Source organism: Lacinutrix sp. MedPE-SW (genome assembly GCF_001874145.1).
Classification (GTDB): Bacteria; Bacteroidota; Bacteroidia; order Flavobacteriales; family Flavobacteriaceae; genus Lacinutrix.
Window position 1 is genome coordinate 68,295 of record NZ_MPCX01000004.1, and the last position, 25,437, is coordinate 93,731.

25 protein-coding genes are annotated in these 25,437 nt (G+C 30.4%); 12 read left to right on the forward strand and 13 right to left on the reverse strand.

Annotated elements, in window-relative coordinates:
- Positions 1-21 precede the first annotated feature (21 nt).
- Positions 22-1,662 (forward strand): ABC transporter substrate-binding protein, encoded by a 1,641-nt coding sequence (locus BM549_RS05250; protein ID WP_290469313.1) that lies wholly within the window; start codon positions 22-24, stop codon positions 1,660-1,662.
- On the opposite strand, the gene BM549_RS05255 is transcribed toward BM549_RS05250, so the two are convergent.
- The 3 genes from BM549_RS05255 to BM549_RS05265 all read right to left on the reverse strand — a co-directional run bounded on the left by BM549_RS05255 (position 1,652) and on the right by BM549_RS05265 (position 3,972).
- Complete coding sequence (locus tag BM549_RS05255) at positions 1,652-2,395, reverse strand: lysoplasmalogenase (RefSeq protein WP_290469314.1); 744 nt, start codon at positions 2,393-2,395, stop codon at positions 1,652-1,654. The two genes, BM549_RS05250 and BM549_RS05255, sit on opposite strands and share 11 nt — an antisense overlap.
- 15 nt (positions 2,396-2,410) lie before the next feature.
- The gene (locus BM549_RS05260) at positions 2,411-3,586 is read right to left on the reverse strand and encodes a GlmU family protein (RefSeq protein ID WP_290469315.1); all 1,176 of its coding nucleotides are present in this window, start codon (positions 3,584-3,586) and stop codon (positions 2,411-2,413) included.
- Positions 3,587-3,720: 134 nt separating this feature from the next.
- Complete coding sequence (locus BM549_RS05265; protein WP_290469316.1) at positions 3,721-3,972, reverse strand: type B 50S ribosomal protein L31; 252 nt, start codon at positions 3,970-3,972, stop codon at positions 3,721-3,723.
- Between the two features lie 160 nt (positions 3,973-4,132).
- Here BM549_RS05265 and BM549_RS05270 point away from each other — a divergent pair, with 160 nt between their 5' ends.
- The 7 genes from BM549_RS05270 (at position 4,133) to BM549_RS05300 (ending at position 11,058) form a co-directional block, all read left to right on the forward strand.
- The gene (locus BM549_RS05270) at positions 4,133-4,663 is read left to right on the forward strand and encodes a DUF4199 domain-containing protein (protein ID WP_290469317.1); all 531 of its coding nucleotides are present in this window, start codon (positions 4,133-4,135) and stop codon (positions 4,661-4,663) included.
- Positions 4,664-4,699: 36 nt separating this feature from the next.
- Positions 4,700-5,644, forward strand: coding sequence for a glycosyltransferase family 2 protein (locus tag BM549_RS05275; RefSeq protein ID WP_290469318.1), 945 nt, complete (start codon positions 4,700-4,702; stop codon positions 5,642-5,644).
- Positions 5,645-5,704: 60 nt separating this feature from the next.
- The gene (locus tag BM549_RS05280; protein WP_290469319.1) at positions 5,705-7,432 is read left to right on the forward strand and encodes a phospho-sugar mutase; all 1,728 of its coding nucleotides are present in this window, start codon (positions 5,705-5,707) and stop codon (positions 7,430-7,432) included.
- Positions 7,433-7,435: 3 nt separating this feature from the next.
- Complete coding sequence (locus BM549_RS05285; RefSeq protein WP_290469320.1) at positions 7,436-9,265, forward strand: ABC transporter ATP-binding protein; 1,830 nt, start codon at positions 7,436-7,438, stop codon at positions 9,263-9,265.
- A gap of 281 nt (positions 9,266-9,546) precedes the next feature.
- Complete coding sequence (locus BM549_RS05290; protein ID WP_013870613.1) at positions 9,547-10,089, forward strand: RNA polymerase sigma factor; 543 nt, start codon at positions 9,547-9,549, stop codon at positions 10,087-10,089.
- Between the two features lie 33 nt (positions 10,090-10,122).
- Entirely contained in the window at positions 10,123-10,593 is a 471-nt protein-coding gene (locus tag BM549_RS05295; RefSeq protein ID WP_290469321.1) for a hypothetical protein, read from the forward strand.
- An 18-nt stretch (positions 10,594-10,611) separates the two neighbouring features.
- Positions 10,612-11,058, forward strand: coding sequence for a hypothetical protein (locus BM549_RS05300; RefSeq protein ID WP_290469322.1), 447 nt, complete (start codon positions 10,612-10,614; stop codon positions 11,056-11,058).
- A gap of 31 nt (positions 11,059-11,089) precedes the next feature.
- On the opposite strand, the gene BM549_RS05305 is transcribed toward BM549_RS05300, so the two are convergent.
- From BM549_RS05305 to BM549_RS05350, 10 genes are all read right to left on the reverse strand, one after another.
- Positions 11,090-12,190, reverse strand: coding sequence for an oxidoreductase (locus BM549_RS05305; protein WP_290469323.1), 1,101 nt, complete (start codon positions 12,188-12,190; stop codon positions 11,090-11,092).
- Between the two features lie 77 nt (positions 12,191-12,267).
- The gene (locus BM549_RS05310) at positions 12,268-12,963 is read right to left on the reverse strand and encodes an SCO family protein (protein ID WP_290469324.1); all 696 of its coding nucleotides are present in this window, start codon (positions 12,961-12,963) and stop codon (positions 12,268-12,270) included.
- Positions 12,938-13,558, reverse strand: coding sequence for a hypothetical protein (locus tag BM549_RS05315; RefSeq protein ID WP_290469325.1), 621 nt, complete (start codon positions 13,556-13,558; stop codon positions 12,938-12,940). The genes BM549_RS05310 and BM549_RS05315 overlap by 26 nt, the downstream gene beginning before the upstream one ends.
- A 4-nt stretch (positions 13,559-13,562) precedes the next feature.
- Positions 13,563-14,321 (reverse strand): YHYH protein, encoded by a 759-nt coding sequence (locus BM549_RS05320; protein ID WP_290469326.1) that lies wholly within the window; start codon positions 14,319-14,321, stop codon positions 13,563-13,565.
- A gap of 68 nt (positions 14,322-14,389) precedes the next feature.
- On the reverse strand, positions 14,390-15,520 hold the full coding sequence (locus tag BM549_RS05325; protein ID WP_290469327.1) for a YHYH protein: 1,131 nt from the start codon (positions 15,518-15,520) through the stop codon (positions 14,390-14,392).
- A gap of 3 nt (positions 15,521-15,523) precedes the next feature.
- Entirely contained in the window at positions 15,524-16,051 is a 528-nt protein-coding gene (locus tag BM549_RS05330; protein ID WP_290469328.1) for a hypothetical protein, read from the reverse strand.
- A 136-nt stretch (positions 16,052-16,187) separates the two neighbouring features.
- Entirely contained in the window at positions 16,188-16,472 is a 285-nt protein-coding gene (locus BM549_RS05335) for an EF-hand domain-containing protein (RefSeq protein WP_290469329.1), read from the reverse strand.
- 142 nt (positions 16,473-16,614) lie between these two features.
- Positions 16,615-17,091: a Spy/CpxP family protein refolding chaperone gene (locus BM549_RS05340; protein ID WP_290469330.1), complete on the reverse strand. Its 477-nt coding sequence runs from the start codon at positions 17,089-17,091 to the stop codon at positions 16,615-16,617.
- Positions 17,092-17,094: 3 nt separating this feature from the next.
- Complete coding sequence (locus BM549_RS05345) at positions 17,095-17,403, reverse strand: hypothetical protein (protein WP_290469331.1); 309 nt, start codon at positions 17,401-17,403, stop codon at positions 17,095-17,097.
- Between the two features lie 51 nt (positions 17,404-17,454).
- Positions 17,455-18,033, reverse strand: a complete 579-nt coding sequence (locus BM549_RS05350) for an RNA polymerase sigma factor (protein WP_290469332.1) — start codon at positions 18,031-18,033, stop codon at positions 17,455-17,457.
- A 211-nt stretch (positions 18,034-18,244) separates the two neighbouring features.
- Here BM549_RS05350 and BM549_RS05355 point away from each other — a divergent pair, with 211 nt between their 5' ends.
- The 4 genes from BM549_RS05355 (at position 18,245) to BM549_RS05375 (ending at position 25,228) form a co-directional block, all read left to right on the forward strand.
- Positions 18,245-19,465: an RsmB/NOP family class I SAM-dependent RNA methyltransferase gene (locus BM549_RS05355; protein WP_290469333.1), complete on the forward strand. Its 1,221-nt coding sequence runs from the start codon at positions 18,245-18,247 to the stop codon at positions 19,463-19,465.
- A gap of 10 nt (positions 19,466-19,475) precedes the next feature.
- A complete protein-coding gene (locus tag BM549_RS05360) occupies positions 19,476-20,465 on the forward strand; it encodes an endonuclease (RefSeq protein WP_365336972.1) in 990 nt (329 codons plus the stop codon).
- A gap of 166 nt (positions 20,466-20,631) precedes the next feature.
- Positions 20,632-24,288, forward strand: a complete 3,657-nt coding sequence (gene purL / locus BM549_RS05370; RefSeq protein WP_290469334.1) for a phosphoribosylformylglycinamidine synthase — start codon at positions 20,632-20,634, stop codon at positions 24,286-24,288.
- A gap of 139 nt (positions 24,289-24,427) precedes the next feature.
- Entirely contained in the window at positions 24,428-25,228 is an 801-nt protein-coding gene (locus BM549_RS05375) for a helix-turn-helix domain-containing protein (RefSeq protein WP_290469335.1), read from the forward strand.
- Positions 25,229-25,437: the final 209 nt, after the last annotated feature.

Sequence of the window (25,437 nt, forward strand, 5' to 3'; positions counted from 1 at the left end):
AATTTACAACTAAATTACAAAATGATAAAATTGAAAAACAAGCAATATTCTAGTTTAATTAACTATTTACCAATAGCTTGCCTTTTATTTTTGTTTTTTTCATGTTCTAACAAAAAAAATACGATTGATGATACCCTTGTTTTTAGATACAATGAACATAAAAACATTGGTTCTTTAGATCCTGCTTTTGCAAAAGACAACGCAGATATTTGGGCTGTAAATCAACTTTTTGATGGTTTAGTGCAAATGGACGATAGTTTAAATGCACAACCAAGTATTGCAAAACGCTGGAGTATAAGTAACGATGCACTTACCTACTCGTTTTCATTGCGTGATGATGTTTATTTTCATAAACACAAATTGTTTGGAAAAGATTCTACACGTACAGTGACTGCAAGAGATTTTGAGTATAGTTTATTTAGAAATTGTGACGAAAAGCTAGCTTCTCCTGGTAGTTGGGTTGTAAATAACATTTGGGATATTAAAGCAGTAAAAAAAGACTCTTTAGTTATTATTTTAAAATCAACAGATCCTTCTTTTTTAGGTAAACTATCTATGAAATATTGCGCTGTTGTACCACAAGAAATTGTTGAACATTATGGTACTGCCTTTAGGGCAAACCCAATTGGAACTGGTCCTTTTAAATTTAAACGTTGGGAAGAAAATATTAAATTGGTTTTTAGAAAAAACAACCATTATTTTGAATATGATGAAAATGGTGTACAATTGCCATATCTCGAGGCTATTGCCATTACCTTTTTACCAGATAAACAGAGTGAGTTTTTACAATTTATACAGGGTAATTTAGACTTTTTAAACTCGCTTGATGCTTCTTATCAAGATGATATTTTAACAAGTAGCGGTATACTTAGAAAAAAGTATTCAAATAATATAAATATGCTTCGCGGCCCTTATTTAAATACAGAATATTTGGCATTTTATTTAGATTCTAATATCCCAGAGGTACAATCGCAACTTATAAGACAAGCGATTAATTATGGGTTTGAAAGAAAAAAAATGATGACTTATTTGCGAAACGGTATAGGCATACCTGCAAATGGTGGTTTTATACCAAAAGGTTTACCTGGGCACAATGCCAATATTGGTTTTAAATACAATCCTGAAAAAGCAAAACTATTAATTAATCAATACAAAAAGGAGAGTAATAATAAAACTCCAGAGATAACTATTACAACTACTGGTAATTATTTAAATTTTTGTGAATATATACAACGTGAATTACAAAAAACGGGACTTATAGTAAATGTAGACGTTATACCTGCTTCTACTTTAAAAAGTGCTAAAGCTAACGGTAAATTAGATTTTTTTAGAGCAAGTTGGGTTGCAGATTATCCTGATGCTCAAAATTATTTATCGCTTTATTATAGTGACAATTTTGCTCCAAACGGTCCAAATTACACACATTTTAAAAACACTACTTTTGATAGATGGTATGCACAATCTTTTTTAGAAACTAACACTAAAGAAAGAGAGTTACTATATACTAAAATGGATAGTTTAATAATGAGTAAAACACCTATTGTACCTTTATATTATGATGAAGTTATACGGTTTACTAGTAAAGACATACACGGTTTAACTAACAACCCAATTAATCTTTTAAATTTAAAATCTGTTAAAAAGCAACTACCTAAAAACTAGAGTTATTTAACCCAAATGGGTCCGGAAGCTTCTGTTCATTTACTAAACCTATAATAATAAAATATTGTGCTAAACCGTATGTAAGCATAATTAAAGTTTGATTATATGGAATTGGAATATAAAATGTTTTTATTAAAAATATGGTCTCTGAAAGTAAAAAAATAAACATTCCTAAAAATACTTGATAGTAACTTTTAGCATTAACATCACTTTTTCGCAGGTAAGCAAATAAAAACATTAATAAGGTAATAAAAAAGTATAACAATACTGGTAAAAAATAGTCTCCTAGGTTATCTATAACTAATATTAAAACAGATACCATTAGTATAAAACTAAATAAACAAAATGGCAACAGTCTAGTTAAATTAAAATCTCTATTATTAGAAAAATTAATACAATACATAATTTTACCAATAACAAATAAAATCATTGCTGAAGTAAAAAAAACTGGATTTAAATGATTAATAATTAATAAATCTCCTATTAAAAAAAAGACCAAAGAAATTACTATAGTATTAAACTTAAACGCATTTAGGCTTCCAAATTTATTAATACAATAGAATAAAAAAAGAGAAATTATAACTAAACTTTTAGAGAAGTAACGGTATGATAAATCTTCGACATTTGTTTTTATAAAAATATCAATAAAAAGTATAGTAAGAAATAGTATAGTAAAGTATACCTTATTCTTAAAAATTTTTAAAGCGAAGTTTTTAATTGTAATAGATCTCATTTTTATAAAATGATATTACTGTCTTCTATATTTTTTAGTATCTTCAAATATATACTCTAGAATTTTTTTATCAACCTCTGTAAATTCTATTGCTCTTCTAGCCATAACTACTTTGCAAACCTCAAAAGCTTTTTTAGTTAGATACGTAGTAAACCCATTGCTTCCACCCCAACTATAACTTGGCACAAAATTTCTTGGAAAACCACTACCAAAAATATTAGCATTTACACCAACAACAGTTCCAGTATTAAACATAGTATTTATTCCACATTTACTATGGTCGCCCATCATTAAGCCACAAAACTGTAGGCCAGTTTTTGCAAATCCTTCAGTTTCATAATCCCATAATCTTACTTCTGCATAATTATTTTTAAGATTTGAATTATTAGTATCTGCGCCTAAATTACACCATTCACCTAAAACAGAGTTCCCTAAAAACCCATCATGACCTTTATTAGAGTATCCAAATATAACAGAATTATTAACTTCTCCTCCAACTTTACTATGTGGACCAACAGTTGTTGGACCATAAATTTTTGCTCCTAACTTTAAAGTTGCATTATCACATAATGCTAATGGACCTCGCACTATAGCGCCTTCCATTATTTCAGCATTTTTTCCAATATAAATGGGCCCGTTTTTTGCATTTAAAGTGGCAAACTCTAAAGTTGCACCTTCTTCTACAAAAATATTTTCTGCACCTAATATATTATTAGTATTAGAAATTGGTTGAGATTTTCTATCTCGTGTTATTAAATCAAAATCTTGGGTAATAGCTTCTCCATTTTTTGAAAAAATATCCCAGGTATTTTCTATTTTTAAAATTGCTTCGTTATACTCTATCGCTTCAAACTCATCAAAATTTATATCTTCTTGAGCTTCTTTCGCGTAAAAAGCAATTAAATCTTCACCATTAAATACTGCTTGTTTATTTTTAAGCGCTTTTATAATATCAACTAAATTTTCATTAGGACAAAAAGAAGCATTAATCATTATATTATCTTCCAATTCAACCATTGGCCATTTTTCAGATAAATAATCTTCAGTCACTGTAGTTGTAGTCGCTTGTAAATATTTCTCCCATTTCTCTCTTATAGTTAAAATACCAACTCTAATATCTGCTACAGGTCTAGTATATGTAAATGGTAAAAGTTGATTTCTTGCAGGCCCATCAAAAAGAATATAATTCATGAGAACTTTTGGGTTTAAGTGGTTAAGTTTTATTGGTTATTGCGATTATTAAGACAAAAATAAGATAATTGACTAAACAAAAAAAAGCCTTTCAATTATATATTGAAAGGCTTTAAATATTATAACAAGCTAAATTACTTCTTGAATTTAGCATATTTGTTCTTAAATTTATCAATACGACCAGCCGTATCAATTAATTTAGATTTACCTGTGTAGAAAGGATGAGATGTACGAGATATTTCCATTTTTACTACTGGATACTCAACACCATCAACTTCAATAGTTTCACTTGTATTAGCAGTAGATTTTGTTAAAAAAACATCGTCATTAGACATGTCTTTAAATGCTACTACTCTGTAATTTTCTGGATGTATATCTTTTTTCATCGCTAATTGCTTTATAATGTATTCTATTTTCGAGGTGCAAATTTAACCAAATTTTATAAATGAGCAATCTTTTTTATTAAAAATATTAAAACTTATTTTATGTAACGTTTTTCTATATTTGAATACTAACAATAGTAATTAACAAATTAAACCAATATTTATGGAAACTTCAACAAAATCTTCAGCTATTAATCACGGGCTTTATTTAGGTGGTTTTTTAGCACTTGTAACAATTTTAGGCTATGCGCTATACCTTGATCTACTTACTAAATGGTGGCTTGGTATCATATTTTTAATCGTAATAATTATTGCAGGAATAGTATCTGCTATTAAATCTAAAAAAATGCAAGGAGGATTTATTACTTTTAAAGAAGCTTTTAGCTCTTATTTTATAACAGTTGCAATTGGTATATTAATTAGTATGGTTATTAGCATAGTAATTTTCAATTTTATAGATCCTGAAGCTGCTATTACTTTAAAAGAAAAAACAATTGAAACCACAGTACAAATGATGCGTAACTTTAACGCTCCAGAAGATGCTGTTGCTCAAACTGTAGAACAAATGGAAGCTCAAAAAAATCAATTTTCTATTGGACCACAATTACAATCTAACGTTATATTTTTAGTAATTCAGGCAGTAATTGGACTAATTGTAGCTTTAATAGTGAAAAGAAACCCAGAAAACGCATAATAGTTTTATATTTGAATTTCATTTTGAAATAATAATATGAATATATCAGTAGTCATACCACTACTTAACGAAGAAGAATCTCTTACAGAATTACACGATTGGATTGCAAAAGTTATGCAATCCAATCGTTTTTCTTATGAAATTATTTTTATAGATGATGGTAGTACCGATGCTTCTTGGCAAACCATACAAGACTTATCTCAAAAAGATAGTAACGTAAAAGGTATTAAATTTTTAAAAAACTTTGGAAAATCACAAGCACTTCATGCGGGTTTTGAAAAAGCAATTGGAGAAGTTGTAATTACCATGGATGCAGACTTACAAGACAATCCTGAAGAAATACCAGAACTCTATAAAAAAATAACTCAAGACAATTTCGATTTAATCTCTGGATGGAAAAAGAAACGTTTTGATAATAAACTCACAAAAAACCTACCATCTAAACTCTTTAATTGGGCAGCAAGAAAAACTTCTGGCGTAAAACTTAACGACTTTAATTGTGGTTTAAAAGCTTACAAAAATAACGTTGTTAAAAATATAGATGTAAATGGCGAAATGCACCGTTACATTCCCGTACTAGCAAAAAATGCAGGTTTTACAAATATAGGTGAGCAAGTGGTGCAGCACCAAGCAAGAAAATATGGCGAAACAAAATTTGGAATGGATCGATTTATAAATGGTTTTTTAGACTTAATTACCATTTGGTTTATAACTAAATTTGGAAAACGCCCAATGCATCTTTTTGGTGCACTTGGAGTTATAATGTTTGCTACAGGCTTTATTTTTGCAGCTTACCTAGGTATAGACAAGTTATTTTTTAACATTGATGGTAGACTAATTACACAACGACCACAATTTTATATCGCTTTGGTAACCATGATTATAGGTACGCAATTTTTTATTGCTGGATTTTTAGGAGAAATAGTTTTACGATCTAAGCAAAACAAAAAACGCTACCTTATAAAAGAAGAATTAAATTAAGTTACTTTATTTAGCCTTTTTAATAATCCGTATTTTTGTATTTAAATACCAGTTTATAATATGATTTATATAGAACCAAAATTACTAGAACGTGTTAACACATGGTTAACTCCTGCTTTTGATCAAGACACTCAATCTCATATTAAAGATTTAATTGGTACAAATCCAGAAGAATTAAAAGAAAGTTTTTACAAAGATTTAGAGTTTGGTACAGGTGGCATGCGCGGTGTTATGGGTATTGGAACTAACAGAATAAACAAATATACATTAGGTAAAAACACACAAGGACTTAGCGATTATATGCACAAAGTGTTTCCTGGTGAAAAACTAAAAGTCGCTATCGCTTTTGATTGTAGACATAATAGTAAAACACTTGCAAAAGTGGTAGCTAACGTATTTTCTGCAAATAATATAGAAGTCTTTTTATTTGAAAACTTACGTCCTACTCCAGAATTATCTTTTGCTTTAAAACATCTTAATTGCCATTGTGGCATTGTGTTAACAGCATCACATAATCCACCAGAATACAACGGTTATAAAGTATATTGGCAAGATGGCGGACAATTAGTACCACCACAAGATGCCGAAATAATAGAAATGATTAATAATTTAGATTATGCTGAAATTAAATTTACAGCAAACAACAATTTAATTAATTATATAGGTAAAGAAGTTGATGATGTTTTTATAGATGCATCAGTAAAAAATGGAAGTTTTAATACGCCAAAAGAAGCAAGAGAAAATTTAAACATTGTTTTTACATCCTTACACGGCACATCGATTACAACAATACCTGAGACTTTTAAGCGCGCTGGTTATACAAACGTAAATATTGTTGAAGAGCAACGTGAACCCAATGGCGATTTCCCAACAGTTGTTTCTCCAAATCCCGAAGAACCAGAAGCTTTAAAAATGGCAATAGAACTGGCCAACAAAGTTAATGGAGATATAGTAATTGGTACAGATCCAGATAGTGATCGTGTTGGTATAGCCGTTAGAGATTTAAATAACGAAATGGTTATTTTAAACGGTAATCAAGCCATGCTTTTAATGACCAATTTTTTATTAAAACAATGGAAAAACAATAATAAAATTAACAACAACCAATTTATAGGCAGTACCATTGTATCAACTCCAATGATGTCTGTATTAGCGCAAGCCTATAAGGTAGAATGCAAAATTGGCTTAACCGGTTTTAAATGGATAGCCAAAATGATAAAAGATTTTCCAGAGCTTGATTTTATTGGTGGTGGCGAAGAAAGCTTTGGTTTTATGGTTGGCGATTTTGTACGCGATAAAGATGCAAATACATCTGCTTTATTAGCTTGCGAAATTGCTGCACAGGCAAAAGCTAATAATAGCTCTATGTATCAAGAATTAATAAATTTATATATAGAACATGGCTTTTATAAAGAACGTTTAATATCTATTACAAAAAAAGGAATTGAAGGCGCTAAAGCAATAAAACAAATGATGGTTGATGCACGAGAAAACCCTTTAAAAGAAGTGAATGGCTCTAAAGTTACTTTAATAGAAGATTACCAACTATCAACCTCTAATAATATAACTACAGGAGAAATTTCTAAAATCAACATCCCAAAATCTAATGTTTTAATTTATTATACGCAAGATGGAAGCAAAATTGCGTTAAGACCTAGCGGAACAGAACCAAAAATTAAATTCTACATAAGCGTAAATACAACTTTAGACAATGTGGCAGACTTTACTGCTACGGAACAACAATTGGAAGCTAAGATTGATGCTATTATTAAAGATATGCAGTTATAGTAAATGAATTATTTAAAAAAAATTTTAACCTACGCCTTACCGTATAAAAAGTATGCCTTTTTAAATATTATAAGTAATATATTTTACGCACTATTTGGAGCACTATCATTCTTTGCTTTAATGCCAATGCTTAATGTATTATTTCCTAAAGATGGCGAAGTAAAAGTTGTAAACAAACCCGTTTATACCGGAATAAGAACTTTGGGCGATTATTTTAATGATACGCTAGCCTACCAAATTCAATCTTTTGCTCAAGATGATAAATCTAAAGCATTAGTTTTTGTTATAGTTTTAGTAGTAGTTACATTTTTACTAAAAAATTTATTTAACTATTTAGGCTTATATTTTGGTACATTTTTACGTAACGGTATTTTAAAAGATTTACGAGACGATTTATACGATAAAACTATAAACCTACCTATTTCATTTTATTCTGAAAAACGAAAAGGGGATATTATTGCCAGAATTTCTAATGATGTGGCTCAAGTAAAAAATTCCTTTTTAGCTGTTTTAGAAATGATAATTAAAGAACCTTTAAGTATTGTTTTTAGTATTGGAGGCATGCTAATTATAAGCGTAAAACTTACCATTTTTGTTTTTATATTTATTCCTGTGTCTGGTTTTATAATTTCGGCAATAGGTAAGCGCTTAAAGCGCCAATCGGCAGCTGTACAAAACGAGCAAGGTATATTTCTTTCTACTGTTGAAGAAACTTTAAACGGACTTAAAGTTATAAAAGGATTTAATGCAGAAGGTATATTTAACAGCAAATTTCAAGACTCTACCAAACGTTACTTTCATTTTTCAAATATTCTACTAAACAGGCAAAACCTATCTTCTCCAGTTAGTGAAATTTTAGGTATTGTAACCATTTCTGTATTATTATGGTTTGGAGGCCGTATGGTATTATTAGAAAACTCTCTAGACAGTGCTTCATTTTTAACTTTTATGGGTTTAGCCTATAATATTTTAACTCCTGCCAAAGCCATAAGCAAAGCATCTTATGCAGTAAAACAAGGTAACGCAGCAGCAGAACGTGTTTTAGAAATTATTGAAACTAAAAGCCCAATTGAAGATGCTCCAAATGCAAAAACTTTAAATGGTTTTAATGAAGCTATATCTATAGACAATATTTATTTTAAATATGAAGACGAGTACGTACTAAAAGACTTTTCTATAAAAGTACCTAAAGGAAAAACTGTAGCATTAGTAGGCCAATCTGGAAGTGGAAAAAGTACAATAGCAAACCTAGTAACACGCTTTTACGATGTAAACAAAGGAAGTATAAGTATTGATGGACAAAATATTAAAGACCTCACTAAAAACTCTTTAAGAAGCACAATGGGATTGGTTACGCAAGACTCTATACTATTTAACGACTCTATAAAAAATAATATATTAGTTGGAAAACCAAACGCTACAGATCAAGAAATAATTGAAGCCTTAAAAATTGCAAATGCCTGGGAATTTGTAAAAGATTTACCTAAAGTTCTAGAAACAAACATTGGTGATTCTGGAAACAAACTTTCTGGCGGACAAAAACAACGTTTAAGTATTGCTAGAGCTGTACTTAAAAATCCTCCAATTATGATATTAGATGAAGCAACTTCTGCTTTAGATACAGAAAGCGAAAGACTAGTACAAGACGCATTAGAAAACATGATGAAAAACAGAACATCAATTGTAATTGCGCATAGATTATCTACTATTCAAAATGCAGACGAAATTATTGTTATGCAAAAAGGAGAAATTGCCGAGCAAGGTAAACACGAAACACTAATTGCTAAAAACGGAATCTATAAGAAACTTGTAGACATGCAAAGTTTCGAGTAAATATTAAATAAAAAAAAGGATAAACAAATGTTTATCCTTTTTCAGTTCTATAAATAGATTTGGGGCTAAATCTAATAACATATAGTATTTTGTTACATCAAATTTATTTAAAATAATTGTAGTAAACAAATAAAAAACACATTTAATCGATATAAAAATACACTTTATCGATATTTTTGAGTATAAATCACTGTTGATGAGCGCTTTAACGTTTTAGCATTTTTTTAATAAAATCGCATTAAACTTTACAATAAAACTATGGTCTAAATAAAAAACAATAAGTGGTAGACGATAAAAAACTTATATTAAAACTACAATCGCCAGATTATAAAGATGCAGCCTTCAAAGAATTAGTTGCGCTCTATAAAGAGCGTTTGTATTGGCATATAAGAAATATTGTAAAATCTCATGACGATGCAGATGATGTTTTACAAAATACATTTATAAAAGTCTACAAAGGTATTAGTGGTTTTAAAGGCGATAGTAAATTATATTCATGGTTATATAGAATTGCAACTAACGAAGCCATTACCCAAATAAATAAAAATGCTAAACGCTTACAAATTACAAACGAAGAAGCACAGAATATAGCAATAAACAATCTAGAATCTGATGTTTATTTTGAAGGTGATGCCATACAAATAAAGCTACAAAAAGCCATAGCAACATTACCAGAGAAACAACAGTTAGTTTTTAATATGAAATATTTTCAAGATATTAAATACAAAGACATGGCAGAGATTTTAGAAACTAGCGAAGGTGCATTAAAGGCATCATACCATATAGCAGCAAAAAAAATTGAATCCTATTTAAAAGAGAATTAAACCATTTAAGGTTTTTACAGTCAAAGTATTAAGATGGAAAACAAAAACTTACATAATATTAAAGAAACAGGATTTAAAGTACCTCAAGACTATTTTGAAGCACTTGAAGATACTATTTTAAATGAGGTAAAATTAAAAAGTATTGTTAGCGAATCTGGTTTAAAAATACCAAAAGGCTACTTAGATAATTTTAATGTTTCTGTTAAAGAAGAGACAAAAGTCATTTCTATATTTAACAAAAAAAATATAATATTTGTATCTAGTATTGCTGCTGCAATTGTATTATTTTTTAGTTTAAATATTTTTAATACCTCAACAACAACTTTAGATGATATAGATACAGCATCTGTAGATGATTATATATTAAATGAAACAGAAATTAGTGAACTAACAACCTTATTTCAAGATTCAGATTTAAGTGAAGCACAATTTATAGATTACACATTAAGTGATGAAGCTTTAGATAGCTTTATAGAAGATGTAGATGATTTATATTCAGAATAAACATTTAAAAAAATTACAATGAAAAATATAAAACACATACTTGTCCCTATTTTTATTTTTCTTTTATCGGCAAATATAAATGCACAAAAACACGATAAGGAAAAGATAAATGCTCTAAAAGTAGCTCATATTACAGAAGAGTTAGATTTAACAGCTAAAGAAGCACAAGCCTTTTGGCCAATTTACAACCATAAAGAAGAAGCTGAAGATAATATTAGAGAAAACTCTGGCTTAAAACGTATAAATGATTTTGATGCCATCTCTGAAACTGAAGCAAAAGACTATTTAGATACGCTTATTAAAATGGAATTATCTAAACAGAAAATACAAAAAGAATACTATACAAAACTTAAAAATGTACTTTCTGCTAAAAAGATTTTAAAACTCATGAATGCAGAGCGTTCTTTTAGACGCAAAATGATACAGGAGTTTAAACAAAGACACCGTGGGAAATCTAAAAAATAAAAAAAGCAGCTTTATAGCTGCTTTTTTTGTTTTATCTAAATAGTAATTTAGCTATCCTTTTATTTCCAGCCACATAGGCAATACTATCATTAACAAATCTAATTGTATAAAAACCTTCATCGCTTAAATGTGTCCAGCTTTCGCCCGCATCGCTAGAATAGTCTATACCTTTAAAACCAACAGCTACTAATGCCTTTGCATTGCTGTTTGGTACATATTGCACACAACTTCTATAGCCAGGGTTTTCATTTTCAGCTACTAATTCCCAAGTTTTCCCACCATCATTTGTTCTAATTTTATTAGCAGTACTATCTTCTGGTTTTGTATAATCACCACCAATTGCAAAACCGTTATTCTCATCATAAAAATCTAAAGAATACATACCAGCAGTTTCTATACCTTGAGTTATTGGTGTATTAAAAACTTCCCAAGTTTTCCCTTTATCTGGAGAGAATAATATTCTACTTGCTTTTCCACCAGTAGCAATCCAAGTTTTATCTCCTACAATAGCAATATTAGTATCGCTTGCTGCAAACGCTGCTTCGCCTTCTATAACTTCTGGCAATATATTGCAAGGCACTTTAGTCCAGTTTTTTCCTCTATCTCTTGTAATTACAATACTTATGCAATTATCTGTTGGATCTCCCATTGCAATACCTTCTTCATCATTCCAAAATTCTATTGCATCGTAAAATGCTTTTTCATGATTTTCTTGGTAGACTACTTTATTTCTATGTGCATCATTATCTAAATTAAATATTAAACCAGGCGAACCAATACTTACACCAAACGCTCTATTACTTGTAAGCGCTAACGCTCTAAAATTTGGAACTATTGTATCATGCTTTATATTAATTGGAAATTGTTTTTTAACACCTGGCAACACATTAGCTTCTTCATTAAAAAGCATACCAAACTCTCCCATTGAAGTTAAATAGGCTAAACCTACATTTTTAAAGACCTCTATAGCGCGAACGTTTAAATCATTTTTTTCTACTAGAGTTTCAATTTCTATTTTAGAAAAAGTTTTTACCGAAGCCTTTGTTTTTAATGTTTGTTCTTGAGTACTTCCACAATTATATAAAGTTATAATTACAAGTAAGCAGAGTAAAGTAATAGTTAGTTTTCTCATGAATTTAATTTTTTATAAAAGTAAAAAAGCTTTACGACAAAATCGCAAAGCTTTTTTCCAAATCAAACAAACCAAATTTAACCTTGTTCCTTCAAGGTTTTAACATCAACAATCAATTGTGCCATTGAGGCTCTATTTAAACCATTATAGATACCTCTAATGTGTTTATTTTTGTCTATAAGTAGGAAGTTTTCGGTATGTAAAAAATCATTAATAGTTTTGGGTTCTCCTAAATCGTTTTCTATGAAATATTGTGCTCTACCAAGGTTATAAATCACCTGTTTATCTCCTGTTACTAAATGCCATTTGTTATCTATTACACCATTTTTTTTGGCATAATTTTTTAAAACTGGAACAGAGTCTTTTGTTGGTGTTACGGTGTGCGATAAAAACAACACCTCATCATCGTTTAAAAACTCTTCTTGTAATTTAAACATGTTTCCCGTCATTTGCGGACAAATACCAGGACAACTAGCAAAAAAGAAATCGGTGATATATATTTTATTTTCAAACGTTTTTTGCGACACTTCATTACCTAGTTGGTTTATTAACGAAAAGTCTGGTATTTTATGAAACGTTTTTTCTTCTTCTGTTCCTGGTGTTAACCATTTTGGTGTAAAAGACTCTTCGTTATAATATGGTAAATACTCTACTCTACTGGTTTCTTCTGCTTTACTAATTTCTTTTGTTACAGTTTTTTTACAACTAGCTAGCACTAAAGCAAAACACAGTAAACCCAATAACGTTTTATTTTGTTTTAATAACTTTTTCATTTTCTAATTTATAACATGAGTTTGCTCGCATTAAACCAAAGATTCTACCGTTTTTAGCTTCGTAATTAACATAAAGTTTTCCTGTTGGCAACCAAGCTTTTTGAATACCATTTTCTTTTCCATCCTTTAACAGTCTTAACTTTGATAGTTTTCCGTTAGAATACCATTGTTTTTCTTCTCCCTGCTTTTTTCCATTTACATAATTAACCTCTAAAGCTAAGTTTCCATTTTCCCAAAAACTTCTATAAGAACCAACCAATTTGTTTTGGTTATAATATGATTCTATACGAAGTACTCCATGCTCTGACCATGTTTTGGCTACACCTTGACGTTTTCCGTTATAAAAACCAAGTTTTTCTTTTATAGTATTATTTTCATGATACTTTAAAGCATAACCGTTGTAAGGTTCCTCTTTATAATACCAAACACCTTGTAGCTGATTTAAAATCAATTCAGACTTTGGTACTTCAACATTTTTAATATTTATAGCATTTTCGGTTTTAGTTACTTTATTTTCTTCGGAAGTATTTGTTTCTGAAGATTGCTTACAACTCAAAAAGAAAATAACGATTATAACAGTTAAAAATGCTTTCATAATTTTAGTACCCTTGATATGGTCCTGCGAATGCTAAGTAAGATCCTGTATTAGAATATACTTCGTTTATTATATGATAGTGGTATTCTTCTTCTCCATCTGTATATTGTGTTGTAGAAGTATGACCTCCTGAAGCATCTAAATCGTCTGGGTATGTACCAGTTGTATTACATTTTCTTCCGTAAAGGAAAACACCATCTAATAATACACCTACTAAGGCATCATCATCATTAGAAAAAGCTTTGGGCTCTAAATGATAGTGATAGACACCTGGCCCAATATGTGCACCTGTATAATCTAAACTTGCTGCTGCTTGGTCTAAAGGTCCGCCACCTTCTTGATCATTAAAAATTGAAGCACCACTAACTGCTATACCAATAGTATTAAATGTTGTAGATACTGTATTGCCGGTTAAATTTGGTGTAGCATCTACTGTGATAGTTACAGCATTATTATTACTTGACATTATACTAGGTGTTACTTGTACATCTGGCTCTTCTATGTAAAGCGGATGTCCTTCTCCCCAATAAACGGTTTGGTGATCTGGTAAACCTGTAGTTTCTATTACAACATTTGTTCCCGTATTGTCTATATAAATTGTTGTAGCATCTGTATTAAAAGCCGAGTATGCTGCATGAAGCTCTGTTACAACTTCGTCTTCTGTAACAGTTGTTGTGCTTGCAGCATCATCATTTGAAGTACAAGCGATACTTAATGTAAACACCGCTACCATTAATAATATTAGTTTAAATAGGTTTTTCATTTTTTATATTTTTAATGTGTTTATCTCTTTAGATGCTTATTAAAAAATAAACTTGCGCTTTTTTTAAATTAATTATGTTTTGATGGTTTTTGCTTGTTTTTTTCTCCTCCTTTTTCTAATTCTTCTTTAGAGAGAAAACCATTGTTATTGGCATCGATTTTAGAAAAACCTTCTTTTAAAGGTCCTTTAACTTCGGTTTTAGATAATTTTCCATCATTATTAGCATCCATTTCTTTTATTATTTGAGCTGCATTAGGTCTTCCTCCTGGTCTATTTTGTGGTCTACCTTCTCCACTACCTTGCATTCCCAATGCTCTTTTTTCACTCTCATTAACTTCTCCCATAAGGCAACGGCTTATGTATGGAAACTCTTTTGTTACTAAATACATATAGTTTCCGTTTATGGTAATCCCGTTACATTCATCTAAATCTCCATAACCATCAATAAACTCAAAATCTGAACCATAGGTACCATCGTGGTGTCCTCCAACCGAAATGTCTATAGATTGGTGCGGATTCTCATAACTACAATCTTCGCCTTCACGATTTCCATCTAATAGCTTATAGCTTGGTTTATATTTTCCGCTTTTAGAATAATACATTGGGAATCCGTCGTGCGCAAAACCTACATGAATTAAATCTTCTCCAGAATCGAAGTTTTGTATAACAGATGTTGGAGTGCCGTGATAATGGTAAGCTCCTGTTGGTTGTACGTGAGCGTGATTAAAATCTAAACCTAAATTAATAACATCCTGCAAAGCTTCTACTCGATAATTTTCTCCAGTTTCACATTGTACTACCTCTGCTGTTCCTGGCTCAAATTTAATACCGTTGAGCGCTACTCCTGGTTCTCTAATCCATTGTGCTTTTTCTCCTTTTTTAGGATGTAATGGAAATGTATATGTTCTATTTTGAGCTTTTATGGTATTTGGGTTACCAGGATTTGGAAATGTTCCTGTTTCATGATTTGGCAACGCATTAGTTTCCATTTTACGCGAGTTTGAATCTACAGTTACCACTGTTTTTGTACCGTATTCTTCATTTATTAAAGAATAGTTCCCAAAATAATTGTTTGTTGTATTAGCAGCTTCGTGGTCATGATTATGTGCCACAGAGCCATCATGACTGTGAGACTTATTGTTACTTTTACAGCCAACAAAAACAGTAACAAGTAAAGTTATAATTAATCTATTTTTCATAATCTAGTTTTTTCTTTTAGGTTTTAAATGTTCTTCATTTGCATAAAAAGCTTCCAGTTCTTCCAAATCTAATTCACCATCTGCATTTCGATCAATTTTACTAAAATCTTTCATTAATCGACGGTTATCTTTTGCCGCTATTTCGAGTTCATTTAAAGTTTCATCTCCATTATCGTCTATTTGCTTTATTAACTTTTTAGGAGCTATTTTTTTTACTTTCTTTTTAGAGCTTTTATTATTTAATGAATCGCTTAATTCTTCTAAATCGATAAAACCATCTGCGTTACTATCTATCTCATCAAAATCTTGAGATATTTTTCCTCTTTGATCTTGAGAAGCTTCTTCTGCAGAAATTTTATCATCGTTATCGGTATCTAACTTTGATAATATTTCTGATGCGTCTGGCTGTGCTCTTTGTTGACCTCTTCCGCCACCTTGACCTCTTCCGCCACCACGACCTTGTGCATAAACACTTGTTGTTAATAGTAAAATAAATATTGAGAATACTAATTTTAAGTTTTTGTTTTTCATATTTATATGGTTTTGATTTAATGTTTAGATGACTTTTTTTATAAATACTTGCGATTTTAAAGTTTGAAACTTGAAAAAAGCCTCATGACTTTTACATCACAAAGCTTTTAACTACTAACCAACCAAAAATTTTATTTTATCTTCTTTCTCTTCTTTTAGGCTTTGGTGCTTTTTTAAACTCTTCTTCACAAATAAAACCATCTTCATTTGTATCAATTTCAGAAAAACCTTCTTTCAATGGACCTTTAACTTCTGTTTTAGAAAGTAAGCCATCTTCATCCTTATCTAGTTCTTTTAATAACTCACTAAATGTTGGCGGCGTTTTTTGTTCTCTTTTTTCAGATTGACCAAATGAACTATTTGAAACTAATACTGCTATTCCAAATGTTAATATTGCTGTTTTGATTGTGTTGCTTTTCATAATCTATATTTTTAAAATTATTTTGTTATATAATTTTAGATGATGTTATTGAAAATAACTTGTGCTTTGTTTTGTTAAATAAAACACAAAAAAAAGACCTTAATTACTTAAGGTCTTTTTATAAAATTATTTGCTATTTTTTTTAAGGTCTATCAGGTCTATCAGGTCTTCTTGGTCCGTTTGGCCTATTACCATCAAAACGTCTTGCTTTTTTTAAAATGTCTGTAAATTGTTTTTTTTGATTTTCGTTACAAATCTCATAAATACCTCTAAGTTTATTAAAAAGTTCTTTTTCTCTTAACACATCTGTTTTAGAAATTTCATGAATTAAACTATCTACCTTAACGCGATCAATTGTAGGTGCTGTAATTTTTTTAAACAATTTATCTTTATTTACTTTTATATCATCTCCAATGCTTTGCATAGCTATATGATGATTTTCTTCCAACTTTTTAAATTCCGCTAATTGAGACTCGTTAAAATTTAACTCTTTTACAATAAAATTACTAGACTCCTTTGCTGCATTATGCTGTGGTCGTCCTAAATAGTTGAATAAAAAAAATCCATTTATTACTATTAAAACAATAAGCAATACATATAAAACTGTATTTTTTTTCATCTCTTAAAAATTGAAAATTGATGTTTCTTGCTCTGTAGAAATCCCATAATCTGACGCAAAAGTTGAAATTGATGATTCATATTCAGAATTATTTATTTCTTTGATGGCATAAAAATTAACCAATACCACACATACTAAAGTAGCCAGTTGTAATTGTGGTGTAAACCAACTCCAAAAAGATGCTGCCACTTTTTCTTCTTTCTCTGTAAATAAAATCTGCATGGTTTTATCCTTAAAAAAAGGAGGAGTTTTTACAGTGTCCATTGTGTCAAAGGCTTCTAAAGTCTTTGATACCTTTTCGTCTATGTTCATATTTATTTTCATTTGTATTATTTTAGATGCAAATTCTCAACAAAACTTGCGCTAAATATTATTCTTATAAAAGTTCTCTAATATTTTCTGTAGATTTTTTTTAGATCTAAACATTAAAGATTCTACAGATGATAAACTTTTATCTATAATTTCACTTATTTCATTATAACTTTTACCATCTATTTTATGCAACGTAAAAACAGTGCGTTGTGCTTCTGGTAATTGATTTATTGCATAAAAAAGCGTTTTACTTGTTTCTTTATTTTCTAGTAATACACCAGGATGATTCATCTCTGTAAAATAATTTGTCATATCCATAGGAATAACATTTCCTGTTATAGACTGTAGAAAAGCAAAACGTTTTTTAGTATTTTTTTTACGTATAAATTCCAAACATTTATTTGTTGTAATTTTATAAATCCAGGTTGATAGTTTAGACTGTCCTTTAAATTTATGTATAGCATTAAACACTTCAACAAAAACGTCTTGTGCAATATCTTCGGCATCCTCGGTATTTGGCACAAAAGAAATACATGTAGCATAAACTTTCTGTTGAAAATCATCTAGTAATTTACTATAAGCTTTTTCACTTTTACTTTTAAGTTCTTCTATAAATTCGGTTTCCGACAAAAATTCTAAATTTTATTCTAATATAATTTAGATGCCAATTATATTAAAAACTTTCGTTTATTTTGAAATATTTTTAAAAAGATAGCATTTTACTGTTAACAAATGAATATCTCACTCCATTTATACCAAATTATTCTATATAAAACCGTACCTTTGCACGCCGAATTATGGGTCATAATAAGTTGATTTATAATTCAATTAAATACATAAAATGAGATTACATAGAAATTTATGCTTTGCCACAGTTGATGGATTATTACTAATCTTTAACGAAGGTAATTATGCAGATAAAGTAGTACAGCAATTACTTAAACGCGATAAACGTTGGGGAAGCCGAGATAGAGGTTTTGTTGCCGAAACAACTTACGACATTGTACGATGGAAACGATTATATGCTGAAATTGCAAACGTAAAAGAACCTTTTTCAAGAGATGACATTTGGCGTTTATTTGCTGTTTGGGCAACTTTAAAAGGTATAAAATTACCAGACTGGAAATACTTTGAAAACACACCTACTAGAAAAATTAAAGGTCGTTTTGATGAGTTATCAAAAATTAGAAAAATTAAAGAATCTTTTCCAGATTGGATAGATGAATTAGCTGCAAAAGAATTAGGAGAAAACGTATGGAATAAAGAAGCGGCTGCACTTAACGAACAAGCTGATGTTATTTTAAGAACAAATACTCTTAAAACTACAAAAGAAAAATTAAAATCAGAATTATTTGATTTAGATTTTGATACTGAAGAAATTAAAGGCTATCCAGAGGCACTAAAACTAAAAGAAAGAGCTAATGTTTTTACAACAGATGCCTTTAAAAAAGGATGGTTTGAAGTACAAGACGCTTCATCTCAACTAGTTGCAGAGTTTTTAGACGTAAAAAGCGGAATGAAAGTTGTAGATACTTGCGCAGGTGCTGGTGGTAAAACATTACACATTGCAGCTTTAATGGAAAATAAAGGGCAAGTAATTGCTATGGATATTTATGAAAATAAATTAAGAGAACTAAAACGACGTGCAAAACGTGCTGGTGCTCATAACATAGAAATGAGAACTATAGATTCTACAAAGCCAATTAAAAAATTATACGACAAAGCAGATCGTGTACTTATAGATGCACCATGTTCTGGTTTAGGCGTTTTACGTAGAAATCCAGATGCTAAATGGAAACTTGAAGCTTCATTTTTAGACCGTATTAAAAATACGCAACGTGAGATTTTAAGCAGCTATTCTAGAATGGTAAAACCAGGAGGACAATTAGTTTATGCAACGTGTTCTATATTACCATCAGAAAACCAAGAGCAAGTTAAACATTTTTTAACATCAGAATCAGGAAAAGACTTTACCTTTGTTAAAGAGAAAAAAATACTGTCTCACGAATCTGGATTCGACGGATTCTACATGGCTTTATTAGAAAGAAAAACCTCAAATTAAATATATTAATATGAAACACATTTACTTACTTTTATTACTTTCAATATCTACTTTTAGTTTTGCCCAGCTTACGCCACCAGCAAACTTACAAGCATATTATAGTGATGTAGACTTTTCTGCAACAGGAACAACTTTGTACGATGACTTAGCGGTTGAAACCATTGCTAAACATTCACCAATGCTTTCATATTCTCAACGTCATAATTTTTTATATGATGCAGATGAGAACCTTAGTGACAATTCTGAAGTTGTTTTAATGTATACTGGCGAAATAAGAAATGATAACGAATGGTTATCGGGTAGTAACCCTAACTCAACACAAACTTATAATACAGAACATGTATACCCACAATCTCTAATTGGTAGTACAGCACGTGGCGATTTACACCATCTAAGAGTTTGCGATATTACGGTAAATGGAGACAGAGGAAATAATCCTTTTGCAGATGTTTCTAGCCCTAGTGGTTACCAAGACCTTGGTACAAGTTGGTTTCCTGGAGATGAATGGAAAGGTGATGTTGCACGTATGATTTTATATTTAAATTTAAGATACAATGAGCCATTTACAGATGTTGGTTCCCTAAGTCTATTTTTAGAATGGAATGCAGAAGATCCTGTATCTCCTTTTGAAGACAATAGACAAAGTGTGATTTCTGGAGCTCAAGGAAACAGAAATCCTTTTATAGACAACCCATATATAGCAACTGTTATTTGGGGTGGTCCAACTGCAGAAAATCGTTGGGAAAATTTATCTGTCAATGAGTTTTCTAAAGATACTTTTAAAATTTATCCAAATCCAGTACAAGGTAACCTATTAACTATTGAAAACAAACAAAATACTACATACGAAATTTACAATGTATTAGGTAAAAAAGTATTAAAAGGAAACATTACACCTAGCGACAATAAAGTTAACGTATCAAACTTATCTAAAGGTGTTTACATTCTTAAATTACAGTCTAAAAATGGTACTGTAACTAAAAAATTAATTAAAGAATAAATTTAAAATCTTTAAAATTTGTAAAAAGCGGCTTTAATTAAAGTCGCTTTTTTTTAGTTAATAACCACGTGAATAACTATAGAATTATAGCTTGATTTTATATGTTATTATTAGATTAAAAAAACTTAAATTTGTGGTTTAAAAACAACACACAAACTATAATAGAATGATTCATTTCTTCGGAAACCAAAACAGTAAGGTTTTTGCTGTTCAAGCAACAAAAGAATTATCAACCCAAACCATCTCTAAATTGATATGGTTATTTGGCAACCAGCCAAAAATAGAACAAGCATCGTTAGATGCTTTTTTTGTTGGACCAAGAGCTGCAATGATAACGCCTTGGAGTACAAATGCTGTTGAAATCACCCAAAATATGGGAATTGAAGGCATTATTAGAATTGAAGAATTTATTGCTTCAACTAAAGATTTCAAGGACTACGATCCTATGATTTCTGAAAAATATAACGGTTTAAATCAAGAATCATTTACTATTGAAATTAAACCAGAATCTATTCTTAACATCGAAGATATTTCGGCATATAACCAACAAGAAGGTTTAGCTTTAAACGATGAAGAAATTGAATATTTAGAAGGAGTTTCAAAAAAAATAGGAAGACCGTTAACAGACTCAGAAGTTTTTGGATTTTCACAAGTAAACTCAGAGCACTGTCGCCATAAAATTTTCAACGGTACATTTATAATTGATGATGAAGAAAAAGAAACCTCTCTTTTTAAATTAATAAAAGAAACCTCAAAACAACATCCTAACGATATTGTTTCGGCATATAAAGATAATGTTGCTTTTATAAAAGGTCCTAGAGTAGAGCAATTTGCACCTAAAACCGTAGATAAACCAGATTTTTACGAAACTAAAGATTACGATTCTGTAATCTCTTTAAAAGCAGAAACTCATAATTTTCCAACAACTGTAGAGCCTTTTAACGGAGCTGCAACTGGTTCTGGTGGAGAAATAAGAGATAGATTAGCTGGAGGAAAAGGATCTTTACCATTAGCAGGAACAGCTGTTTACATGACCTCGTATTCTCGTTTAGAAGAAAATAGACCTTGGGAACAAAAAATGGAAGCCAGAGATTGGTTATACCAAACACCTGTAGATATTTTAATAAAAGCGAGTAATGGAGCTTCAGACTTTGGAAACAAATTTGGGCAACCTTTAATTTGCGGTTCGGTATTAACTTTCGAGCACGAGCAAGATGCACGCAAATTAGGTTTCGATAAAGTAATTATGCAAGCCGGCGGAATTGGTTATGGTAAAGCAGAACAAGCTATAAAAGCAACTCCAGAAGCTGGAGATAAAATTGTAATTCTTGGTGGTGAAAATTACCGTATTGGAATGGGTGGCGCTGCTGTATCTAGTGCAGATACTGGAGAATTTGCTTCTGGCATCGAGCTTAATGCAGTACAACGTTCTAATCCAGAAATGCAAAAACGTGCTGCAAATGCAGTTCGAGGTATGGTAGAAAGTGATGAAAATTATATTGTTTCTATCCACGATCATGGTGCTGGCGGACATTTAAATTGCTTAAGCGAACTTGTCGAAGATACTGGTGGAAATATAGATTTAGATAAACTTCCTGTTGGTGATCCAACCTTATCGGCAAAAGAAATTATTGGTAACGAGTCTCAAGAACGCATGGGATTAGTAATTGCCGAAAAACACTTAGAAACTTTAAACAAAATAGCAGACCGCGAACGTTCTCCAATGTATACTGTTGGAGATGTAACAGGAAACCATCGCTTTACTTTCGAGTCTAAAACCAAAGGAGATAAACCTATGGATTTAGCTCTGGAAGATATGTTTGGAAGCTCTCCAAAAACAATAATGAACGATGTTACTGTAGATAGAAACTACGGAGGCATTTCATATAATACCGATAATTTTTATAACTATTTAGACCAAGTATTACAATTAGAAGCTGTTGCTTGTAAAGATTGGTTAACAAATAAAGTAGACCGTTGTGTTGGCGGAAAAGTAGCCAAACAACAATGTGTTGGTCCATTACAAATACCACTTAATAATGTTGGTGTAATGGCGTTAGATTATAATGGTAAAGAAGGTGTTGCAACCTCAATTGGCCACTCGCCTATTTCTGGATTAATTAATCCTGTTGCCGGAAGTCGTAATAGTATTACAGAAGCTTTAACCAATATTATTTGGGCGCCATTAAAGGATGGTTTACAAAGTGTTTCACTATCTGCAAACTGGATGTGGCCTTGTAAAAATGAGGGCGAAGACGCACGATTATACGAAGCAGTACAAGCCATTTCAAAATACGCTATAGATTTAGGAATCAATGTTCCAACAGGAAAAGATTCGTTATCGATGAAACAAAAATATCCTAACGAAGAGGTTATTTCTCCTGGAACAGTAATTATTTCTGCAGCAGGAAACTGTAATGCAATCTCTAAAGTTGTAGAGCCATTATTTAAGAAAAATGCTGGAGATATTTATTACATAAACCTATCTCAAGATCATTATAAGTTAGGCGGAAGTTCTTTCGCTCAAATTTTAAATAAAGTTGGTAATGATGCACCAAATGTAAACGATTCGGCATTTGTTAAAACGGTTTTTAATACTATTCAAAAATTAATAAAAGACGAGCAGATTGTTGCAGGACATGATGTTGCTTCTGGTGGTTTAATTACTACTTTATTAGAGTTATGTTTTGCAGATACTAATATTGGAGCAGAATTAGATATTACTGCTTTAAACCAAAAAGACTCACATAAAGTATTATTTGCAGAAAACGCAGGTATTGTTTTTCAGTCAAAAGATGCATCAATAGAAGCCGTTTTAAAGGAAGCGAATATTGAGTTTTTCAACATAGGAAAAGTTACAGATACAGATGTTTTAAGCGTTATTAATAATGCTGAAGTATTTACTATGACGGTTTCTCGTTTACGAGATGTATGGTACAAAACGTCTTTTCTATTAGACCAAAAACAAACAGCAAATAATCTTGCCGAAGCACGTTATAAAAACTACGCTATTCAGCCTTTAAAATATACATTCCCAAAACATTTTACAGGAAAACTACCAGCATTAGGAAACACAAGACCAAAAGCAGCAATACTTCGTGAAAAAGGAAGTAACTCTGAACGCGAAATGGCAAATGCTATGTATTTAGCTGGTTTTGATGTTAAAGATGTACACATGACCGATTTAATTTCTGGTCGTGAGGATTTAAAAGACATTCAATTTTTAGGTGCTGTTGGTGGATTTTCAAACTCTGATGTTTTAGGCTCTGCAAAAGGTTGGGCTGGAGCTATTAAATACAACGAAAAAGCGAATAAAGTAATAAACGATTTCTTTAATCGTGAAGATACACTTTCGGTTGGTATTTGTAATGGTTGCCAATTATTTATGGAATTAGACCTTATAAATCCAGACCATGATGTGCATGGAAAAATGATTCATAACGATTCTAAAAAACACGAAAGTTCTTTTACTTCTGTAAAAATTCAAGAAAACAACTCTGTAATGCTTTCTACTTTAAAAGATACAGAATTGGGTGTTTGGATTTCGCATGGAGAAGGTAAATTTAACTTACCAAAAACCGAAGACCAATATAATATTGTAGCAAAATATGGTTACGAAGGTTACCCAAACAATCCAAATGGATCTGACTTTAACACGGCAATGCTTTGCGATAAAACAGGACGACATTTAGTAACTATGCCACATATAGAACGTTCAACTTTTCAATGGAATTGGGCAAACTATCCTGAAGGTAGAAAAGATGAAGTATCACCTTGGCTTGAAGCTTTTGTAAATGCGAGACTCTGGATAGAAAAACAGTAATAAAAAACTATTAAAATTATTAGGGAAGTTTCGGTAAAACGTTACTTCCTTTTTTTTTTGCAAAACATTTAAATTTTTAAAACAATTACAAGTTATTGTAAGAAAAATCATATTTTGCAAAGCTATAAATTAAACCAACATGACTTACAAAGCTTATAAAAGCTCTAATTCATCAAAATTAATAGATGAATATTTTGAATTTAAAGTCTCAAATAAAGCATTACCTTTTCAAAGCATAGTACTTCCTTTAGGCAAACATTCTTTAGCATATACATATAAAGGAGAAAATAAATTAACAGTTAATAATAAAAATTATAGCGGTAAAGGTCTTATTGTTACAGGACAAACAACAAGATCTTATAAGTTAAATGTAGACGAAAACACAAAATGTTGTGGTGTACTCTTTCACCCAACAACATTTTATAAACTTACACATTTAGATGTTTCTAAAATTAACGATAAGCACCTACCATTAAACGAAGTATCTCAAGCGCTTTTTAATATTTTAAATCCATTTTTTCAACAAAAACATAAAGGAAAAAAAGCACTTCATACTTTAGAAGAACTTATCAATACACTACCTTTAAAAATAGATAATCATACAGAGAATATTGATAAAGCAATTAGTATAATAAACAAAAAACAGGGACAAATTTCTATTAATGAATTAATTGAAAAAATACCAACTTCTCAAAAAACTTTAGAAACAAGATTTAAACAAATAGTAGGTTTAACTCCTAAAAAATACGCTCGCCTATACAGGTTTAGTTTATTAATGAGAAAGTACCATGAAAAAGAACTTAAAATTATAGACTTAGTGCGTATGTATAACTTTCATGATAGTTCGCATTTTTCAAAAGAATTTAAATATTTTATGAAAAAGTCGCCTAAAAGTTACTTTAGTGACGAAAGTGAATTCATAAAAAAATACTTAAAATAGTAGATATTACGATTTTTTACATCAATTATTAACATAATCTAATTATATTTACATAGAATTTATGCCAATTATTTATTTAATTAAATGAAAGTTAAGGGATTCATTTAAAAATAGTTAGTTATTAAATAAACTTAGGTAAAGCATAAATTTATGCTATCAATCAATTAGCAGAGGAGCTGTTTTTAACAGCTCCTTTTTTATTTGGGTAT

Bases quoted from the DNA above. Each gene is read 5' to 3' on its own strand.
- BM549_RS05340 (WP_290469330.1), bottom strand. From the start codon at position 17,091: ATGAAAAAAAATACAGTTTTATATGTATTGCTTATTGTTTTAATAGTA.
- BM549_RS05285 (WP_290469320.1), top strand. From the start codon at position 7,436: ATGAATTATTTAAAAAAAATTTTAACCTACGCCTTACCGTATAAAAAG.
- BM549_RS05255 (WP_290469314.1), bottom strand. From the start codon at position 2,395: ATGAGATCTATTACAATTAAAAACTTCGCTTTAAAAATTTTTAAGAAT.
- BM549_RS05310 (WP_290469324.1), bottom strand. From the start codon at position 12,963: ATGAAAAAGTTATTAAAACAAAATAAAACGTTATTGGGTTTACTGTGT.
- BM549_RS05305 (WP_290469323.1), bottom strand. From the start codon at position 12,190: ATGAGAAAACTAACTATTACTTTACTCTGCTTACTTGTAATTATAACT.
- BM549_RS05275 (WP_290469318.1), top strand. From the start codon at position 4,700: ATGAATATATCAGTAGTCATACCACTACTTAACGAAGAAGAATCTCTT.
- BM549_RS05270 (WP_290469317.1), top strand. From the start codon at position 4,133: ATGGAAACTTCAACAAAATCTTCAGCTATTAATCACGGGCTTTATTTA.
- BM549_RS05295 (WP_290469321.1), top strand. From the start codon at position 10,123: ATGGAAAACAAAAACTTACATAATATTAAAGAAACAGGATTTAAAGTA.
- BM549_RS05345 (WP_290469331.1), bottom strand. From the start codon at position 17,403: ATGAACATAGACGAAAAGGTATCAAAGACTTTAGAAGCCTTTGACACA.
- BM549_RS05330 (WP_290469328.1), bottom strand. From the start codon at position 16,051: ATGAAAAACAAAAACTTAAAATTAGTATTCTCAATATTTATTTTACTA.
- BM549_RS05250 (WP_290469313.1), top strand. From the start codon at position 22: ATGATAAAATTGAAAAACAAGCAATATTCTAGTTTAATTAACTATTTA.
- BM549_RS05355 (WP_290469333.1), top strand. From the start codon at position 18,245: ATGAGATTACATAGAAATTTATGCTTTGCCACAGTTGATGGATTATTA.
- BM549_RS05360 (WP_365336972.1), top strand. From the start codon at position 19,476: ATGAAACACATTTACTTACTTTTATTACTTTCAATATCTACTTTTAGT.
- purL (WP_290469334.1), top strand. From the start codon at position 20,632: ATGATTCATTTCTTCGGAAACCAAAACAGTAAGGTTTTTGCTGTTCAA.
- BM549_RS05320 (WP_290469326.1), bottom strand. From the start codon at position 14,321: ATGAAAAACCTATTTAAACTAATATTATTAATGGTAGCGGTGTTTACA.
- BM549_RS05280 (WP_290469319.1), top strand. From the start codon at position 5,705: ATGATTTATATAGAACCAAAATTACTAGAACGTGTTAACACATGGTTA.
- BM549_RS05315 (WP_290469325.1), bottom strand. From the start codon at position 13,558: ATGAAAGCATTTTTAACTGTTATAATCGTTATTTTCTTTTTGAGTTGT.
- BM549_RS05265 (WP_290469316.1), bottom strand. From the start codon at position 3,972: ATGAAAAAAGATATACATCCAGAAAATTACAGAGTAGTAGCATTTAAA.
- BM549_RS05325 (WP_290469327.1), bottom strand. From the start codon at position 15,520: ATGAAAAATAGATTAATTATAACTTTACTTGTTACTGTTTTTGTTGGC.
- BM549_RS05375 (WP_290469335.1), top strand. From the start codon at position 24,428: ATGACTTACAAAGCTTATAAAAGCTCTAATTCATCAAAATTAATAGAT.
- BM549_RS05300 (WP_290469322.1), top strand. From the start codon at position 10,612: ATGAAAAATATAAAACACATACTTGTCCCTATTTTTATTTTTCTTTTA.
- BM549_RS05335 (WP_290469329.1), bottom strand. From the start codon at position 16,472: ATGAAAAGCAACACAATCAAAACAGCAATATTAACATTTGGAATAGCA.
- BM549_RS05260 (WP_290469315.1), bottom strand. From the start codon at position 3,586: ATGAATTATATTCTTTTTGATGGGCCTGCAAGAAATCAACTTTTACCA.